Genomic DNA, 18,214 nt, shown 5'->3' on the forward strand with positions numbered 1-18,214 from the left:
CATGGCCGGCCCGTCGCCCCAGCCACCGTTCACCGAGGCGCTCGCCGCCGGACCGGTCGTCCTCGATGGCGGGCTGTCCAACCAACTGGAAGCGGACGGCCACGATCTGAGCGACGCCCTGTGGTCGGCCCGGCTGCTCGCCGAGGAACCGGAAGCCGTGGTGCGGGCCCACCTGGCCTACTACCAGGCGGGCGCCCAGGTGGCCATCACCTCCAGCTACCAGGCCACGTTCGAGGGGTTCGCCCGGCGCGGCACCGGCCCGGAGGAAGCCGCCGGGCTGCTGCGCCGCAGCGTCGAACTGGCCCGCGAGGCTGCGGCGCGGGCGCGCGCCGCCGGTGTCACCGGGCCGCTCTACGTCGCCGCGTCGGCGGGCCCGTACGGCGCGATGCTCGCGGACGGCTCCGAATACCGCGGCCGGTACGGGCTGTCCGTGGAGGACCTGGTGCGGTTCCACCGGCCGCGCCTGGAGGTCCTGGCCGCCGCCCGGCCCGACGTGCTCGCCCTGGAGACGGTGCCGGACGCGGACGAGGCGCGGGCGCTGCTGCGCGCGGTCCGCGGCCTCGGCGTCCCGGCCTACCTGTCGTACAGCATCGCCGGCGACCGCACCCGCGCCGGGCAGCCGCTGGCCGAGGCGTTCGCCTGCGCGGCGGACGCGGACGAGGTGATCGCGGTCGGGGTGAACTGCTGCGCGCCGGACGACGCCGACCGGGCGGTGGCGCTCGCGGCCCGGGTCACCGGCAAACCGGTGGTGGTCTATCCCAACAGCGGGGAGAGCTGGGACGCCACGGCCCGGGGCTGGCGCGGCAGCCCGACCTTCCACGCGGACCGGGTGGCCGGCTGGGTCGCGGACGGCGCCCGGCTGATCGGCGGTTGCTGCCGGGTGGGCCCGGACGCCATCGCCGAGCTGGCAGCGGCACTGGGCCACTGACCGGGCCGCGGGAAAACGGGCGGCGGGCCGTCGGCGCCCCGGCTAGCCTCGCGCCATGGAGTGGCCAGGTGCTCTCCTACAGCACCGGCGTCACCAACCACGCCTCCCGGTCGGTGGCCAGGACCCTGGGCCTCACCCCGCTCGGCTGGCTCTGGACCCTGCGCTGAGCGATCGCCGCCCTGACAGGCCAGGGCCGTTACCCGGCCGCAACGGACGCACCGGCGACAGAAGTCCCGGCCGATGGCAGGATGCAGCCAACTCGCCACACTTCCGGCCCGGTTGACCGTCACGGCACTCTTGGAGGACCTGTGACCGCTCGCTCCGCGTTGCCCGTTCTGGCCGCCGCCGCGGCCACCGCCCTCCTGGCGGGATGCACCAGCACCACGCCCGTCGGACAGCAGGGCCGGGGCCCGGAACTGGTCCGCCCCGGAGCGCTCCTGACCTGCACCCACCTCCCCTACGCCCCCTTCCAGGTCAAGCGCGACGGCAAGGTCGTCGGGTTCGACGTGGACCTGGTGGACCTGGTGGCCAAGGACCTGCACGTCACCCAGCAGATCATCAACACCCCCTTCGAAGGCATCGAGACCGGCCAGGACTTCGCCATCCGCACCTGCGACCTCGCCGCCGCGGGCATGACCATCACCCCCGCCCGCGCGAAGGTCATGGACTTCTCCGACCCGTATTTCAACGCCACCCAGGCACTCCTGGTGAAGCGCGGAACCTCGGTGAAGAGGATCGAGGACCTGAAGGGCAGGAAGCTCGGCTACCAGAAGGCCACCACCGGCGCGCTCTACGCCAAGGCACACGGAAAAGGCGTCGAACTGGTTGAGTTCGAGGACGTCGGCCTGCTGCTGACCGCGGTCGGATCCGGGCAGGTCGACGCCGGGATCAACGACAACGGCGTGCTCCTCGACTACGCGAAGCACAACCCGGACACCCACGTGGCGGCGGAGTTCGACACCGGCGAGCACTACGGCTTCGGCGTGCGGAAGGGCAACGACGCGCTGCGGAAGCGCATCAACGAGGTCCTCGCGCGGGCGGAGAAGGACGGGAGCTACGACCGGATCCACCGGAAGTGGTTCGGCTGATGCCCCGGCCCCTGTCCAGGCGCCGCCGGGCGCGGCTGGTCCGCGGCGCGCAGTACGGCGTGCTGGTGGCCGCGCTGGCGGCCCTCGCCCTGGCCGCCGACTGGCGCCGGCTGGGATCGGCGTTCTTCGACGTCTCCGTCGCCACGGCGCTGTTCCCCGACATCGTCACCACCGCGCTGGTCAACACCGTGCGCTACACCCTGCTCGGTTTCGGCTTCGGGCTCGCGCTCGGGCTGGTCCTCGCCCTGATGCGGCTCTCCTCGGTGCCGCCGTACCGCTGGCTGGCGGTGACCTACATCGAGTTCTTCCGCGGGATCCCCGCCCTGCTGGTGTTCATCGCGCTCGGCTTCGGGGTGCCGCTGGCCTTCCAGGTCGCCCTCGACCAGGGCGTCACGGTGATGCTGTCGCTGGGGCTGGTGGGCGCGGCCTACATGGCGGAGACGATCCGGGCCGGTATCCGGGCCGTGCCCAAGGGGCAGACGGAGGCGGCGCGTTCGCTGGGCATGTCGCAGGGCCGGGCGATGGTCTCGATCGTCGTGCCGCAGGCGTTCCGGATCGTGCTGCCGCCGCTGGCCAACGAGCTGATCCTGCTGACGAAGGACTCCTCGCTGGTGTACCTGCTGGGCCTGTCGCTCTCCCAGTTCGAGCTGGCCAACTTCGGGCGGGACGCGCTGAACGAGCACAAGAGCCTCACCCCGGTGCTGGTCGCGGGGCTGCTGTACCTGGTGATCACCCTGCCGCTGGGCCAGTTGGTCCGGCGGTTGGAGGCCCGCACGGCGAAGGCCCGGTGACGGCGCGCGTGTACGGGCGGGAACGGAAGAAGCGGCGCCACGGCGGGCAGGGGGCGGGATGACCGGCGGCGGGGACGGCAACGGCGAGAACGCCATCGAGGTGCGCGGGCTGCGCAAGGCGTTCGGCGCGCTGGAGGTGCTGCGCGGGATCGACTTCTCGGTCGCGCGGGGCGAGGTGGTGTGCGTCATCGGACCGTCCGGTTCCGGGAAGTCGACGCTGCTGCGCTGTGTGAACCTGCTGGAGGAGCCGACCGCCGGCCGGGTCACCGTCGCCGGCACCGAGGTCACCGACCCGGAGGTGGACATCGACCGGGTGCGGCGCCGGATCGGGATGGTGTTCCAGTCCTTCAACCTCTTCCCGCACCTGACCGCGCTGGAGAATCTGACCATCGCCCAGCGCCGGGTGCTGCGCCGCGACCGGCCGACGGCCGCGCGGATCGCCCGCGACCAGCTGGCGCGGGTCGGCCTGGGCGACAAGGAGGCCGCCTACCCGGCGCAGTTGTCGGGCGGCCAGCAGCAGCGGGTGGCCATCGCCCGGGCGCTGGCGATGGACCCGGAGCTGATGCTCTTCGACGAGCCGACCTCGGCCCTCGACCCGGAACTCGTCGGCGATGTGCTGGCGGTGATGCGGGCGCTGGCCCGGGACGGGATGACGATGCTGGTCGTCACGCACGAGATGGGATTCGCCCGGGAGGTCGCCGACCGGGTGGTCTTCATGGACGGCGGGCTGGTCGTCGAGGAGGGCACCCCGAGGCAGGTGGTGGGCGCACCCCGGCACGAGCGGACCCGGGCGTTCCTCTCGCGCGTCCTGGACCCGGCGGCAGCCGAGGTGGACGGGACGGGCGGCACGGACGCGGCGGACGGGACGGACGGCACGGGGCCGACCACCGGGCGGCGGACCTGACCCCACCGCCCGTCCCGGCCGCCCGGTGCTCCGGACCGGCTCAGGCCAACGGCTTGGTGAGCTTCTTGGTGTTGCTGCGGTTGCCGGTCAGGCTGCACACCACGGACTTGATGCCCAGCTTGTAGCCCTTGGTGTTGGGGAACTGCACATAGGTGCCCTCGGCCGTCCCGGCGGGCTGCTTGGACGCCTTGTCGGGGAGCTGGATCGAGCACAGCGAGGACGCCTTGTCCTTGATCTCGCTCTCGGAGGTCAGACCGGCGGGGAGGGTGTACACGAAGACGACCTCGGCGTCGTGCGGCCCGGTGCAGGGGGCCGACAGGTTGTTGCCGCCGTTCCCGCCCGGCGGGATGTCGAAGCAGTCGCCGGTCTTGAGGGTGTAGAAGGGGGCGGTACGGCCGGTGGGCGCGGACGCGGAGGTCTCCGGGCCGCTGGGGGTCGCCGAGTCGGACGGGGTCGGGGAGGCGGAGTCGGAGGCCGACGGGCTGGCGCTCGCCGAGGTGCTGGCGCCCGGCCGGGCCTGATTGCCGCCGCCGCCATCGCTGTTGGCCCATATGACGCCGCCGATGACGAGCGCCACGACGAGCACACCGGCGCCGATGATCAGCGCGATGGTGGTGCCGTTGCCGCCGCCCGAGGGCGGCGCGGGCGGCTGCTGCCAGCCACCGGGGCCGGGCGGCCCGTAGCCACCGGCGGGCGCGCCGTACGGGCCGGCGGGCGGCGGGCCGGCCGGCGGCACCGACGGCCCGTAGCCGCCCGGACCGTAACCGCCCGGCCCCGGCTGCTGCCCGCCCGCCCCGTAGCCGCCTCCGGGCGGGCCGAAACCACCCGGGTCGCCCTGGGGCGGCTGGTGCGGCGGCTGGTTGGACGGCGGGGGCGGGGGAAAGCTCATGGCGGAAGTGATCGCTTCTTTGGTGTGGAGACAAGGACGCGGTGACCGATCTGGACCGTTCCGGGGTGAAACATCCACCCCGTGGGCGCCGTTGACGCACCACGGCCCGGGACGGACGCTCCCGATCCTGATCGCCCGGACAGACCCTAACCTGCCCGACGTGTACGCCTCACTGCCCGGAGGTGCTCCATGTTCACCGACCTTCCCCTGGACGAACTGCGCCGCTACCGCCCTCCCCTGCCCGAGCCGCCCGGCTTCGACGCGTTCTGGCGACGCACGGTGGACGAGGCCCGGGCCCATGACCTCGCCCCCCGGTTCACCGCGGCAGACAGCGGCCTGACCCAGTTGCACACCGACGACGTGGAGTTCGCCGGTTTCGGCGGGCACCGGATCCGCGGCTGGTTCCTGCGCCCGCGGACGGCCACCGGACCGCTGCCGTGCGTGGTGCAGTACCTCGGCTACGGCGGCGGCCGGCTGCTGCCGCACGACTGGCTGCTGTGGCCGGCCGCCGGCTACGCCACACTGGTCATGGACTCCCGCGGCCAGAGCGGCCCCGACCGGCCCGGCGACACCCCCGACCCGGTGGGCGCCACACACCCGGGCGTACCGGGCAAGCTGACCCAGGGCCTGCTCGACCCCGACTCCTACTACTACCGACGACTGTTCACCGACGCCGTACGGGCGGTGGACACGGCCCGCGGGCACCCCGCGGTGGACGCCGAGCGGATCGTGGTCGCCGGCCACAGCCAGGGCGGCGCCCTCGCGCTGGCCATGACCGGGCTCGTCCCGGGGCTGGCGGGCGCACTGATCGACGCGCCGTTCCTGACCCACATCCGGCGCGCCCTGGACGTCACCGACCAGGGGCCGTACGGCGAACTGGCCCGCTACTTCGCCGGCCGGCGCGACGACATCGACACCGCGCTGCACACCCTCGACCACTTCGACGGCCTGAACTTCGCGGCCCGCGCCACCGCCCCGGCGCTCTTCGGCACCGCGCTGCGCGACGAGATCGTCCCGCCGTCCACCGGGTTCGCCGCCCACCACCACTACGCGGGCGACAAGCGGCTGGAGGTGTGGCGGTTCAACGCGCACGAGAGCGGCGGGGGCGCCCAGCGGACCGCGGAGATCCGCTTCCTGCGCGAGCTGTTCGGCGGCTGATCCGCACCGGCCGGCGACGGCCCGCGCGTGTCGTCCACAGGCCACCCGCGACCCGCGGCACGCGGATTACGATGCGGCTGCGCACCGGGGTCCAGAGCGGCCGGGAGCCCCGGGGCAGGGCCTGGACCACCGGCCGCCGAGGGAGAGTGCTCGATGGGCGCACAGTCGGCCGGACCGCTGGTCGTCGGGGTGGACAGCTCCACGCAGTCCACCAAGGCGCTGGTCGTGGACGCGGAGACCGGCGAGGTGCTGGCCCGGGGCCAGGCACCGCACACGGTCGGCGGCGGCCCCGGCAAGGAGAGCGACCCCCGGCAGTGGTGGCGGGCGCTGGGCGAGGCGCTGGCCCAGTGCGGACCCGCCGCGCGGCAGGCGTCCGCGATCTCCGTCGCCGGCCAGCAACACGGGCTGGTCACCCTGGACGCGGCCGGGGAGCCGGTCCGCCCGGCGCTGCTGTGGAACGACGTCCGGCCCGCCCGGGAGAGCGCGCGGCTGATCGCTGAGGGCGGCGGCCCCGAGGCGTGGGCGGAGCGGACCGGAAGCGTGCCCGGCCCGGCGTTCACGGTCGCCAAGTGGGCCTGGCTGTGTGCCCACGAGCCGGCCGCGGCGGCCGCCACCGCCGCCGTCCGGCTGCCGCACGACTACCTCGTCCAGCGACTGACGGGCCAGGCGGTCACCGACCGCGGCGACGCCTCGGGCACCGGCTGGTGGGCGGGGTCCACGGAGGCGTACGACCCGGAGGTCCTGGACCGGGTCGGACTGGCCCCCTCGATGCTGCCGCGGGTCGCGCTCCCCGGCGAGGCGGCGGGCACCGTGCGGACCGACGAACTCCCCCTGCCGCACGGCGCGTTGGTGGCCGCCGGGACGGGCGACAACATGGCGGCGGCGCTCGGCCTGGGCCTGCGTCCCGGTCAGCCGGTGCTGAGCCTGGGCACCTCCGGCACGGTCTACGCGGTGACCACCCGCCGGCCCGCCGACCCGACCGGCACCGTCGCCGGCTTCGCCGACGCCCGCGGCGACTGGCTGCCGCTGGCCTGCACGCTCAACTGCACGCTCGCCGTGGACCGGGTGGCGGCGCTGCTCGGCCGCGACCGGGAGGCCGTCGAGCCGGGCGGCGACGCCGTGCTGCTGCCCTTCCTGGACGGCGAGCGGACGCCGAACCTCCCGCGCGCCACCGGCCTGCTGCACGGCCTGCGCCACGACACCACGGCCGGCCAACTGCTCCAAGCCGCCTACGACGGCGCGGTGTTCACGCTGCTGCGGGCGCTGGACCAGGTGTCGGGTCCGGAGACCGCGCCCGGTACCCCGCTGCTGCTGATCGGCGGCGGGGCCCGGGGCCGCGCCTGGCGGGAGACCGTGCGGCGGCTGTCGGGCCGCCCGGTGGTGGTGCCCGAGGCGGGCGAACTGGCCGCGCTGGGAGCGGCGGCCCAGGCTGCCGGGCTGCTGCTGGGCGAGGATCCGGCGGCGGTGGCGCGCCGTTGGGGCACGGCCCGGGGCGCGGAGTACCCGGCGCGGGAGCGGGACGACGCCGCCTGGGAGCGGCTGACGGACACGCTGACCGACGGCGCGGCGCTGCTCGGCGGCTGACCGCACCCGCCGTCGAGAATCGCCCCGGCACACTTTGCCCAACACCGAAAGATCTAAACCCTTTCCACGGAAACTATTTTCCATGCCACCCCATCGAGCGATTGTGCGGATAAAAACAGCGCCACTATCTTCGAGGCGGCGGCGAGCTGCCGGGACATTTCTCAGGTTCTCCCCGGTGTTCCGCGCCGCAGCCTCGACGAGATAGGTGACATGGTGACGATTGCCGGCGAGACGCTGTCCGGAAGCACCGAAGAGAGCCAGAATTCCAGCCTGAGTACCTCCGCCGCGCGGAATCTGGCGACGACCACCAAGACCGCGCCGCAGATGCAGGGCATCACCTCCCGCTGGCTGCTGCGGCTGCTGCCCTGGGTGCAGGTCTCCGGCGGCACGTACCGCGTCAACCGGCGCCTGACCCACACCGTCGGCGACGGGCGGATCGACTTCGACATCGACGGCGGCTCGGTCGCGATCATCCCCGAGGAACTGCGCGAACTGCCCACGCTGTGGGAGTTCACCGACCCCGCGGTGCTCTCCGAGCTCGCCCAAAGGTTCACTCAGCACGAGTACGCCCCCGGCGAGATGATCGCCCGCTCCGGCGCCCCGCACGACCGGGTGGTGCTGATCGCGCACGGCCGGGTCGACCGGATCGGCACCGGCAAATACGGCGACGAGACCGTCCTGGAAGCGCTGGCCGGCGGCGACCACCTCGGCGACGCCCCGCTGAACAGCGCCGACGGGCAATGGGAGTTCAGCTACCGGGCGGTGACCCGGGTGACGGTGATGGCCCTGGCACGCCAGGACGCCCAGGAGGTCATCGGCCGCTCCCCGGCCCTGCGCGACCACCTCGCGGCGGGCCCCGACGGTGCCGCCCGGCCGGCCAACGCCAGCGGCGAATCCGCCATCGCCCTCACCTCCGGCCACCATGGCGAACCCGCCCTGCCCAGCACCTTCGTCGACTACGACCGATCGCCGCGGGAGTACGAACTCAGCGTCGCGCAGACCGTCCTGCGCACCCACACCCGGGTCGGCGACCTCTACAGCGACCCGATGAACCAGGTCGAGGAACAGCTCAAGCTCACGGTGCAGGCGCTGCGCGAGCGCCAGGAGCACGAGATGATCAACAACCCCGAGTTCGGGCTGCTGCACAACGCCGACCTCAAGCAGCGCATCCCCACCCGCAGCGGCCCGCCCACCCCCGACGACCTGGACGAACTCCTCGCCACGGTCTGGAAGGACCCGGGCTTCCTGCTGGCCCACCCCAAGGCGATCGCCGCGATCGGCCGGGAGTGCAGCGCCCGCGGTCTCTACCCGGACGCGGTGGACTTCATGGGCCACTCGCTGCCGTCCTGGCGCGGGGTGCCGATCTTCCCCTGCAACAAGATCCCGGTGACGAAGGAGGGCACCAGCTCGGTGCTGCTGATGCGCACCGGTGAGGACAAGCAGGGCGTGGTCGGACTGCACCGCAGCGGAATTCCCGACGAATACGAGCCGAGCCTTTCGGTGCGTTTCATGGGAATCGACGACAAGGCTGTCGTGAACTACCTCGTCAGCGCCTACTATTCGACGGCAATTCTCGTACCCGATGCGCTGGGCGTCCTGGAAGACGTGGAAATCGGGCACTGAGCGGAATTCCCGCGGCGGCGACTACCGCACCGCGCGGACCGGTAGCGCCTCCCGCCGCCCCCTTCTCCCTTCCTTCCCGCGCATTTCCCGGAATTCTGAGCACCGAATTCCTACGCACCGATCGGAACAGGTGACCTCCCACCATGACCACATCCGTGGATCCCACGTCCGGCCCGCAGACCGACGGCGCCGAGCAGCTCCGGTCCAGCCTGGACACCGCGGCCGCCCGCAATCTGGCGACCACGACCAAGACCCCGCCGCAGATGCAGGGCATCTCCTCGCGGTGGCTGCTGCGGATCCTGCCCTGGGTGCAGGTCTCCGGCGGTACGTACCGCGTCAACCGGCGCCTGACCCACACCCTCGGCGACGGCGCGGTGGAGTTCATCACCGAGGGCGCCGAAGTCCGGGTCATTCCCCAGGAGTTGCGCGAGCTGGCGCCACTGCGCGGCTTCGCCGACGACCCCACCCTCCAGGAGTTGGCCGGGCGCTTCGCCCAGCGGGAGGTCGCCCCCGGTGACGTGCTCGTCGAGCGGGACACGCCGACCGACCAGGTCATCCTGATCGCCCACGGCAAGTTCGAACGGATCGGCGCCGGCAAGTACGGCGACGAGACGGTGACCGCGGTGCTCGCCGGCGGTGACGCGGCCGGCGACGCGGCGCTGCTGGCCCCCGACGCCGCATGGGAGTTCACCCTTCGCGCGGCCACCCGAGGCACCGTCCTCACCCTCTCCCGCGCCGATTACGAGGAGGTACTGGGCCGTTCGGCGGCGCTGCGCGAACACATCGAGAGCTTCCGCACGGCGCTCGTCCCGGCACAGAACAAGCACGGCGAGGCTGCCATCGAGCTGGCCGCGGGACACGTCGGCGAGCCCGCACTGCCGGGCACCTTCGTGGACTACGAGCGGTCGCCCCGCGAGTACGAACTCAGCGTCGCGCAGACCGTGTTGAAGATCCACTCGCGGGTCGCCGACCTCTACAACGACCCGATGAACCAGCTGGACCAGCAGCTGCGACTGACGGTCGAGGCGCTGCGCGAGCGCCAGGAAAACGAGATGGTCAACAACCGCGAGTTCGGGCTGCTGCACAACGCCGACCTCAAGCAGCGCATCCACACCCGCAGCGGCCCGCCCACCCCCGACGACCTGGACGAGCTGATCTCCCGGCGCCGCAAGACGCAGTTCCTGCTGGCGCACCCGCGGACCATCGCGGCCATCGGCCGGGAGTGGAACGCCCGCGGGATCTACCCGGCGACCGCGGAGATCGACGGGACGGCGGTGCGCGCCTGGCGCGGCATCCCGCTGCTGCCCTGCAACAAGATCCCGATCAACCCGGACCAGACCAGCTCGATCCTCGCCATGCGGGTCGGCGAGGAGAACCAGGGCGTGGTCGGGCTCCACCAGACCGGCATCCCGGACGAGTACCGGCCGGGCCTGTCGGTGCGGTTCATGGGCATCAACGATCAGGCCGTCATCAATTACCTGGTCAGCGCCTACTACTCGGCGGCGGTGCTGGTGCCGGACGCACTGGGCATCCTGGAGGACGTCGAGATCGGACACTGAGCGACCGGAAGCGATCGGATCGGACATCCCGTCACCCGGGGCGCCCACCACGGCCTGACTCTCCGTCAGAATACGGCCGCGGCACGGCACCCGGGTGACGCGCATGCGGTCCGATCAGGGGGCGTTGCGCGCTTTTGATCCATGGTTGGCCTTCTTTGGTCAAGCCATTGACACAACGGCCATTCCCTTGGCAGGGCGCGTGCTGTTGCGCATGATGAACGCACCGGCCGTGCGTGACATGTACGCGACCACCCCTCGGTCCTTGTCAGGAGTTCGCATGGAACCCGACCAGCACTTCCCGGCCCGTCGCCGACTGCTCACCGGCGCCGCCGCGTTCGCCGCGGCCGCCGCCCTCACCCCCCTCACCCGGGCCGGCGCCGCATCGCCGCGCAAACGGCGCACACGGCGCACACGGACCGCCGACTACCCGCCCGTCCACTGGACGCCGGCCAACCCGGCCAACTACACCGCCGCGAACCGCCCGACGCAGTACCCGATCGACACCGTCGTGATCCATGTGACGCAGGAGACCTTCCCGGACACCCTCCGGCTCTTCCAGGACCCCGCACACAAGGCCGCCGCGCACTACGTCGTCCGCTCCTCGGACGGCTACACCGCCCAGTGCGTCCGCGAACGGAACGTCGCCTGGCACGCCGGCAACTGGGACTACAACACCCGCAGCATCGGCATCGAGCACGAGGGCTGGATCGACGATCCGAAGTGGTTCACGGAAACCCTCTACACCCACTCCGCGCTGCTCACCGCCGCCATCTGCGACCGCTACGGCATCCCCAAGGACCGCAGGCACATCATCGGGCACGTCGAGGTCCCGGGCACCGACCACACCGACCCGGGCCAGTACTGGGACTGGGCGCACTACATGGACCTGGTCAAAGAGGTGTCCTTCTGGGACCGCACGGGGGACTGGGGGCACAAGGGGGACTGGGGCGGACACAAGGGGGACTGGGGCCACAAGAGCGACACCTACTGGGAGGACCTGCTCGACATGTGACGCCCCGCCCTCGAAATTCGGCGTCCCGTCACACACGCCGCCCCGCCGGACCGGGCCCCGACTCCCTCCCGGCAACCACGCCGCCGCCCGTACCGGGCGACACGGCACCGTTCCGCGGATGTTCGGAATCCCGCCATCCGCGGGCCATAGTGAGCGCTGCCACCACCTGGGACAGTTGACACGACGTCAGGGGGCTGTTGTGAAACGGCGGTTTGACAGGATCCGGACGGTGGCGACCATCGCGGTCGCCTGGGGCGTCCTGGCCGGTGGCGGGGCGGCGGTCGCGCCCCGGGCAGCCGCCGCCGGCGGGTTCACACGGACGGCCCCGGTGCGACTGGCCCGCGGGGTGACCTACACCGAGTTCAGGAAGACCCTCCCCCGCGGCATCGTCCACGGCCACCTGCTGACCGTCGACCTCTCCGACCCCGCGGTCTCGGTGGACCTGCTCCACCCGTCGGCGGTCGCCGCACGGGCCCCGGTGTCCGAACTCGCCGACGACCGCGACGCGCTCGCCGCGGTCAACGGCGACTTCTTCGACATCAGCGAGGCCCAGCACCCCGGGGTGGAGGTCACCGGCTCCTCGGTGGGACCCGCGGTGTCGTCCGGACGACAGCTGAAGGGCGCGGTGCCGGACGGCCAGCGGTTCGGCCCGACGCTGCCACCGGGCGCCACCACCAACGACGTGCTCGGCGTCGGCTACGACCACCGGGCCCGACTGGACCGCCTGACGCTGCGCGGCACCGTCCGCAGCCACACGGGCTCCTGGCCGCTGCGCGGTCTGAACCAGTACGCCCTGCCGGAGGGCGGCATCGGCGCGTACACCGCCCGCTGGGGCGAGGTGTCCCGGGAGCGCGCGGTTTGCGGCACCGACACCGACCGCGCGGCGGGCTGCGACACCGACGCCGCCGAGGTCACGATCCGCGGCGGACGCGTCGTGGAGACCGCCGACCGGCCGGGCGCCGGGGCGATCGAACCGGGATCGGTGGTGCTGGTCGGCCGCGAGCAGGGCGCGCGACACCTGCGCGCGCTGCACATCGGCGAGCGGGTCCGGATCAGCCACCGGCTCGTCGGGCGGCTGCCGGGCCGGCTGCACTGCGCGGTGGGCGGCTTCCCGGTGCTGCGAGCCGGACGCCCGGCGCCCGGTCTGGACACCGTGGCGGTCACGATGCGCACCTCCGCCGGCATCGCCGACCGTGGCCGCACCCTGCTTCTGATGGCGCTGGACGGGGAGCAGGGCCGGCACCAGACGGGCCTCACCGTACGGGAGCTGGCCGGGCTGATGGCGGGGCTGGGCGCGCGGGACGCCGTGGACCTGGACGGCGGCGGTTCCTCGACGTTCGTCACCCAGGACGCGGACGGCGAGGCGCAGGTGCGCAACCACCCGACGGTCGAGCGGGAACGCCCGGTGGCCAACGCCGTGGGGGTCTTCGCCGACGAGTGACCCGCGAGCGAGCTCGGGGGTCCGCGACGGGCGACCGGCGAGCGACCGGGGCGACCTCGGGGCGACCGATGGGCGACGGTTCCGCGGCGCCGAGGGCGGTGGCGCGGCGCTGGGGCGGTGGCGCGGGGCACTGGGCGGGGCGGGCGTGGGCCCCGGTCGGGGTCTTGGGGCGTCGTGGCCCTTGGGCGGCGTCGGCCTTGGGCGGCGTCGGTGTCGTGCTTGGGGTGTGCGGGTCGGCCTTGGGGGGTGTTGGTGGGGTTCGGGGGCCGGGCCGGGTGCCTGTGCCTCTTCCTTGTTCGGCAACGATTACGGAGAGTTATTCATTCCCGTGTTGTCTACCCAGGGTTTGGGATTGCCTACCCAGGGTGAGGTGAGGGGTGCGGCAGGGTCGCGGAGTCACGGGCGGACGCTGCTGACGACCTCGGCGGCGCCGGCGAGACCGTGGTGGATGTCGGGGGCGAGGCTGCTGCCCGCCAGGTAGAAGCCGAGCAGTCCACACACGATGGCGTGCGAGATCTTCAGCTTTCCGCTGCGCAGAAAGATCACGACCAGGATGACCAGCAAGAGGATCACCGAGATGGAGACAGCCATGGACACAACACCTCCTCGACCACCGCCCGAACGGGCGGCAAGCGGTGGCCAGTTTGGCGCATTTCAGGGTATGTCCGGTTCGCGGCAGGGTGCTCCAAACAGGTGATCACTGCGGGTCACGAGGGGAGCATGAGGGGCGGCGGCGGGGCGGGAGCGCGCCGGCCGGGTCGCCGCTCGGGGCCTCGACTTCTCCACGCGAGCGACACGTTCGAGGGGAGTTTCAGCCACCGGTAAAGAAGTGGCATGGATCACTTCACCCCCCGCAACGGAGTGTTGCGATTGACCGTCTTAGCGGCCGACATCGCCGCCGCCTCCACACCACCGACGGAAAGTCCGCCCATGAGCCTGAGCCCCGCCCGGCCGTTCCGGCCGTCTCGGTCGTTGTGTATCGCCTTGGCGCTGATGCCGGTGCTCGGTGTCGGGACGCTCGCGGCGTGCGACGCGGCCCGGGCGTCGGCGTCGCAGGAGCGGCCGGTGAAGGTGGGGCTGGGGTCGGCGAGCGGGAACCCCACGGTGCAGGCCGGCGATCAGCTGCGGGTCAGTGCGGACGGCGGGGTGCTGACCGCGGTGACGGTGACCGATCCCCGGGGCCGGCAGCTGGTCGGCGGGTTCAGCCAGGGCGGGACGGTGTGGACGTCGCGGGCCAAGGCCGCGCCGGAAACCAAGTACTCCGTGCTCGCCCGGACCAAGAGCGACGATGGCGCCACCACCGAGGCCAAGGAGTCGCTGACCACCGGGAAGGTGGCCAAGCGGAACCGGGTGTCGTTCAGCCCCCGGCCGCGCGGCGGGGTGGTCGGCGTCGACGATCCGATCCGGCTGACGTTCGCCTTCCCCATACGGGACCGGGGGGTGGTGGAGCGGCGATTGTCGGTGATCACCGACAATCGAAGCGAGGGGGCCTGGTCATGGGAGCCCACGCACGGCGGCAAGGACCGGATCGTCTGGCGGCCGGCGCACGAGTGGAAGCCGGGCACCAAGGTCACCGTACGGGCCGAGCTGAACGGTGTGGACTCCGGTGACGGGCGCTTCTTCACCAAGGATTACGGGTTGCGGTTCACCGTGGGGCGCAGTGCGCCCGTCCGGTCGGACCTCGATTCTGACGCGTACATCACACCCGGACTCGGACCTACGCCGGCTTTATGGCAAGGTCCAGGTGGGTGACCCCTTGTGGCGGTCACCGAACCCTCCCTGCGAGGGACAGACAACCGAGGGGCGGGACCGGAGACTGGATGGTCGGCCGGTCGCAGTGGCAGTGGACCGGAGGCGGAGCGAGCGCCTCGTGTCGGGCTGTCGACCCCTTTTCAGAGCCTAATGTGACGGAATGAGCACCGTGCAGGACCAGGATCAACTCACGGGGTGGCGGCGCTTCCGGCGCCGCGTCCCCAATGGCTTCGCCATCCTCTTCAGCTTGCTGGGGCTTTTCTGTGCCCTGACGGCGCTGATCGGGCCCCTTCGGCGCACCCTCCATTCGACGATCTACTGGCTGGACACGCTCACCATCCCGGTGACGCCGAACTTCGCCTACGCCGCGTTCCTCTTCCTCCTGGCCGCGGCGATGACCGCGCGGAAACGGGTGGCCCTGTGGTTCGTCGTCGCGTACATGGTGCTGAACGTCCTCGCCGACGCGCTGTTCCTGGCGGCCGGGTACTGGGAGTTCAGCTTCTCCCTGGTGCTGTGCGCCGGGGCGCTGGTGCTGCTGCTCGTCTCGCACCGTGAGTTCTACGCGATCACTCGGCGCGGCGCGTTCCTGCGGGCCGCGCTGGTGCTCGCCGGCGGGCTCGTGGTCGCGGTGCTGATCGGCTGGGGCCTGGTGTCGTTGGCGCCCGGTTCGCTGGAGAGCGGCGGTGGCAACCGTCTGCTGTGGGCGGCCAACCGGGTGTGCGGTGGGCTGGTCGGCGGCCGGATCGTCGAGGGGTACCCGCCGCACTGGATCGGCACCCTGCTCGGGCTGCTGGGCGCGCTGGCGCTGCTCAACGCCGCCGCCGCGCTGTTCCGATCGCAGCGGATGGAAGCGGCGCTGCACGGCGACGAGGAGGACCGGATCCGGGCGCTGCTGTCGAAGTACGGCAGTCAGGACTCGCTCGGCTACTTCGCGACCCGTCGCGACAAGGCCGTGGTCTTCTCGCCGAGCGGCAAGGCGGCGGTCACCTACCGTGTCGAGGCCGGCGTCTGTCTGGCCAGTGGTGACCCGGTCGGTGACCGGGAGGCGTGGGGTCCGGCGATCGACGCGTGGCTGGACGTCGCCGGTCGGTACGGCTGGCAGCCGGCCGTGATGGGCGCGAGCGAGGACGGCGCGAAGGCGTTCGCGCGGGCCGGGCTGGGTGCGTTGCAGCTCGGTGACGAGGCGATCCTGCATGTGGCGCAGTTCGATCTGGACGGCCGGGACATGCGGGTCACGCGTCAGGCCGTCAACCGTGTGGAGCGGGCCGGGGCGACGTTCCGGGTCCGGCGCCACGCGGAGTTGACGGACACCGAGATGCAGGAGGTCATCCACCGCGCGGACGCGTGGCGGGACACCGAGACCGAGCGTGGCTTCTCGATGGCGCTGGACCGGCTCGGTGACGAGCAGGACGGCGACTGCCTGCTGGCCGAGGCGTTCGACGCGGACGGCAACATGATCGCGCTGCTGTCGTTCGTGCCGTGGGGCAAGGACGGCATCTCGCTGGACGTGATGCGACGGGACCGCAGTGCGCCGAACGGCGTGATGGAGTTCATGGTCGCGCAGCTGTGCGCGCAGGCCGGGTCGATCGGGGTGCGGCGGATCTCGCTGAACTTCGCGGTGTTCCGGTCCGCCTTCGAGGAGGGTGCCCGGATCGGTGCCGGTCCGGTGCTGAAGTTCTGGCGCCGGCTGCTGTTGTTCTTCTCCCGCTGGTGGCAGCTGGAGGCGCTGTACCGCTCGAACTCGAAGTACCTGCCGGAGTGGTACCCGCGGTTCCTGTGCTACGCGGACGCCGGTGCGCTGGCGCGGATCGGTATGGCGTCGGGTATCGCCGAGGGCTTCGTGGCGGTGCCGAGCCTGGGCAAGCTGTGGGGCAAGGGGCACAAGACGCGGGTGCTGGCTCCGGCGAGTACCGCGGGTCTGCCGTCGCTGGACGAGCTGGGCCTGGTGCAGGCCGAGCCGGCCACCGCGGAGGAGCAGCGGGAGCGGGAGCTGGCCGCGCTGCCGGAGCAGGTGCGGGTGCGGCACCGGAAGCTGGAGCGGCTGCGGGAGGCGGGGACCGACCCGTATCCGGTGGGCGTGCAGCGGACGCACACGCTGGGCCAGGTCCGTGAGGAGCACCGGGAGCTGGCGGCCGGGACGCGTACCGGCAAGACCGTGACGGTGGCCGGGCGGGTGCTGCTGACCCGTGACCACGGTGGTGTGCTGTTCGCGGTGCTGCGGGACTGGTCGGGCGATCTGCAGATCGCGGTGACCCGGGACTCGGGCGAGGACCTGCTGGAGCGCTTCGGTGCGGATGTGGACCTCGGTGACCATGTGGAGGCCGAGGGCGAGGTCGGTACCAGTGACCGCGGTGAGCTGACGGTGTTCGTGACGCAGTGGCGGTTGACCGCCAAGTGTCTGCGTCCGCTGCCGGACAAGCGGCGTGGGCTGTCCGACCCGGAGGCCCGGGTCCGTCAGCGGTACGTGGACCTGGTGGTGTCGCCGGGTGCGCGGGAGACGGTGCGGGCGCGCAGCACGGCGGTGCAGGCGCTGCGGCAGGGGCTGATCGACCGGGGTTACCTGGAGGTCGAGACGCCGATGCTGCAGCAGATCCACGGTGGTGCGAACGCGCGTCCGTTCCACACCCACATCAACGCCTACGACCTGGACCTGTATCTGCGGATCGCGCCGGAGCTGTATCTCAAGCGGCTCTGCGTGGGCGGTATGGAGAAGGTCTTCGAGATGGGGCGGACGTTCCGCAACGAGGGCATCTCGTACAAGCACAACCCCGAGTTCACGATGTTGGAGGCGTACCAGGCGTTCGCCGACTACGACGTGATGCTGAACCTGACCCGGGAGTTGATCCAGGGTGCGGCGATCGCCGCGTTCGGCACCGCGACCGCGCGGAAGGCGGACAAGAACGGGCGGCTGGTCGAGCACGACATCTCGGGCATCTGGCCGGTGAAGACGGTGTACGGGGCGATTTCCGAGGCGCTGGGCGAGGAGGTCGACGCGGACACCGATCCGGATGTGCTGCGGCGGCTGTGCCAGGCGGCGTCGGTGCCGGTCAAGCCGGAGATGGGCCGGGGCGACGTCGTGTTGGAGATGTACGAGCGGCTGGTCGAGGAGAAGACCACGCTGCCGACCTTCTACAAGGACTTCCCGACCGATGTCTCGCCGTTGACCCGTCAGCACCGGGTCGATCCGCGGGTCGCGGAGCGCTGGGACCTGGTGGCGTTCGGCACCGAGCTGGGCACCGCCTACTCGGAGCTGACCGACCCGGTCGAGCAGCGGCGGCGGTTGACCGCGCAGTCGCTGTTGGCGGCCGGTGGTGACCCGGAGGCGATGGAGCTGGACGAGGACTTCCTCCAGGCTCTGGAGTACGCGATGCCGCCGACCGGTGGTCTGGGTATCGGTGTGGACCGGTTGGTGATGTTCCTGACCGGTCTGTCGATCCGCGAGACGTTGCCGTTCCCGCTGGTGCGGAAGCGCTGATCGCGCGGGG

The 18,214-nt window shown here is 72.1% G+C and carries 14 protein-coding genes; 12 read left to right on the plus strand and 2 right to left on the minus strand.

Annotated elements, in window-relative coordinates:
• Nucleotide 1: 1 nt before the first annotated feature.
• The 4 genes from mmuM to JNO44_RS39605 all read left to right on the plus strand — a co-directional run bounded on the left by mmuM (nt 2) and on the right by JNO44_RS39605 (nt 3,711).
• Nucleotides 2-928, plus strand: a complete 927-nt coding sequence (gene mmuM / locus JNO44_RS39590; RefSeq protein ID WP_205368806.1) for a homocysteine S-methyltransferase — start codon at nt 2-4, stop codon at nt 926-928.
• 308 nt (nt 929-1,236) lie between these two features.
• Nucleotides 1,237-2,016 (plus strand): transporter substrate-binding domain-containing protein, encoded by a 780-nt coding sequence (locus JNO44_RS39595; protein WP_240167874.1) that lies wholly within the window; start codon nt 1,237-1,239, stop codon nt 2,014-2,016.
• The gene (locus JNO44_RS39600; protein ID WP_205368808.1) at nt 2,016-2,807 is read left to right on the plus strand and encodes an amino acid ABC transporter permease; all 792 of its coding nucleotides are present in this window, start codon (nt 2,016-2,018) and stop codon (nt 2,805-2,807) included. Before JNO44_RS39595 ends, JNO44_RS39600 begins: the two co-directional genes overlap by 1 nt.
• A 58-nt stretch (nt 2,808-2,865) precedes the next feature.
• On the plus strand, nt 2,866-3,711 hold the full coding sequence (locus JNO44_RS39605; protein WP_205368809.1) for an amino acid ABC transporter ATP-binding protein: 846 nt from the start codon (nt 2,866-2,868) through the stop codon (nt 3,709-3,711).
• A 40-nt stretch (nt 3,712-3,751) separates the two neighbouring features.
• On the opposite strand, the gene JNO44_RS39610 is transcribed toward JNO44_RS39605, so the two are convergent.
• On the minus strand, nt 3,752-4,600 hold the full coding sequence (locus JNO44_RS39610; RefSeq protein WP_205368810.1) for a hypothetical protein: 849 nt from the start codon (nt 4,598-4,600) through the stop codon (nt 3,752-3,754).
• A gap of 189 nt (nt 4,601-4,789) precedes the next feature.
• On the opposite strand from JNO44_RS39610, the gene JNO44_RS39615 reads away from it, so the two are divergent.
• The 6 genes from JNO44_RS39615 to JNO44_RS39640 all read left to right on the plus strand — a co-directional run bounded on the left by JNO44_RS39615 (nt 4,790) and on the right by JNO44_RS39640 (nt 12,977).
• Nucleotides 4,790-5,758: an acetylxylan esterase gene (locus tag JNO44_RS39615; RefSeq protein ID WP_205368811.1), complete on the plus strand. Its 969-nt coding sequence runs from the start codon at nt 4,790-4,792 to the stop codon at nt 5,756-5,758.
• A 153-nt stretch (nt 5,759-5,911) separates the two neighbouring features.
• Nucleotides 5,912-7,342, plus strand: a complete 1,431-nt coding sequence (gene xylB, locus JNO44_RS39620; protein ID WP_205368812.1) for a xylulokinase — start codon at nt 5,912-5,914, stop codon at nt 7,340-7,342.
• 210 nt (nt 7,343-7,552) lie between these two features.
• Nucleotides 7,553-8,965: a family 2B encapsulin nanocompartment shell protein gene (locus JNO44_RS39625; RefSeq protein ID WP_205368813.1), complete on the plus strand. Its 1,413-nt coding sequence runs from the start codon at nt 7,553-7,555 to the stop codon at nt 8,963-8,965.
• Between the two features lie 143 nt (nt 8,966-9,108).
• Nucleotides 9,109-10,524 (plus strand): family 2B encapsulin nanocompartment shell protein, encoded by a 1,416-nt coding sequence (locus JNO44_RS39630; protein WP_205368814.1) that lies wholly within the window; start codon nt 9,109-9,111, stop codon nt 10,522-10,524.
• Between the two features lie 277 nt (nt 10,525-10,801).
• The gene (locus JNO44_RS39635) at nt 10,802-11,536 is read left to right on the plus strand and encodes an N-acetylmuramoyl-L-alanine amidase (RefSeq protein ID WP_205368815.1); all 735 of its coding nucleotides are present in this window, start codon (nt 10,802-10,804) and stop codon (nt 11,534-11,536) included.
• A 220-nt stretch (nt 11,537-11,756) separates the two neighbouring features.
• The gene (locus tag JNO44_RS39640; protein ID WP_240168038.1) at nt 11,757-12,977 is read left to right on the plus strand and encodes a phosphodiester glycosidase family protein; all 1,221 of its coding nucleotides are present in this window, start codon (nt 11,757-11,759) and stop codon (nt 12,975-12,977) included.
• 396 nt (nt 12,978-13,373) lie between these two features.
• Here the strand turns inward: JNO44_RS39640 and JNO44_RS39645 are convergent, their stop codons facing one another.
• Nucleotides 13,374-13,568: a hypothetical protein gene (locus tag JNO44_RS39645; protein WP_073448852.1), complete on the minus strand. Its 195-nt coding sequence runs from the start codon at nt 13,566-13,568 to the stop codon at nt 13,374-13,376.
• Nucleotides 13,569-13,907: 339 nt separating this feature from the next.
• Between JNO44_RS39645 and JNO44_RS39650 the strand changes: the two genes are divergently transcribed.
• Both JNO44_RS39650 and lysX read left to right on the plus strand, forming a co-directional pair.
• Nucleotides 13,908-14,729 carry an Ig-like domain-containing protein gene (locus JNO44_RS39650; RefSeq protein ID WP_205368817.1) on the plus strand — a complete coding sequence of 274 codons (822 nt, stop codon included), beginning with the start codon at nt 13,908-13,910 and terminating at the stop codon, nt 14,727-14,729.
• Nucleotides 14,730-14,889: 160 nt separating this feature from the next.
• Nucleotides 14,890-18,204 carry a bifunctional lysylphosphatidylglycerol synthetase/lysine--tRNA ligase LysX gene (lysX, locus tag JNO44_RS39655; RefSeq protein ID WP_205368818.1) on the plus strand — a complete coding sequence of 1,105 codons (3,315 nt, stop codon included), beginning with the start codon at nt 14,890-14,892 and terminating at the stop codon, nt 18,202-18,204.
• The last annotated feature ends 10 nt before the right edge of the window (nt 18,205-18,214 follow it).

Origin of the sequence: Streptomyces noursei (genome assembly GCF_016917755.1) — a bacterium.
Taxonomy (GTDB): domain Bacteria; phylum Actinomycetota; class Actinomycetes; order Streptomycetales; family Streptomycetaceae; genus Streptomyces; species Streptomyces yunnanensis.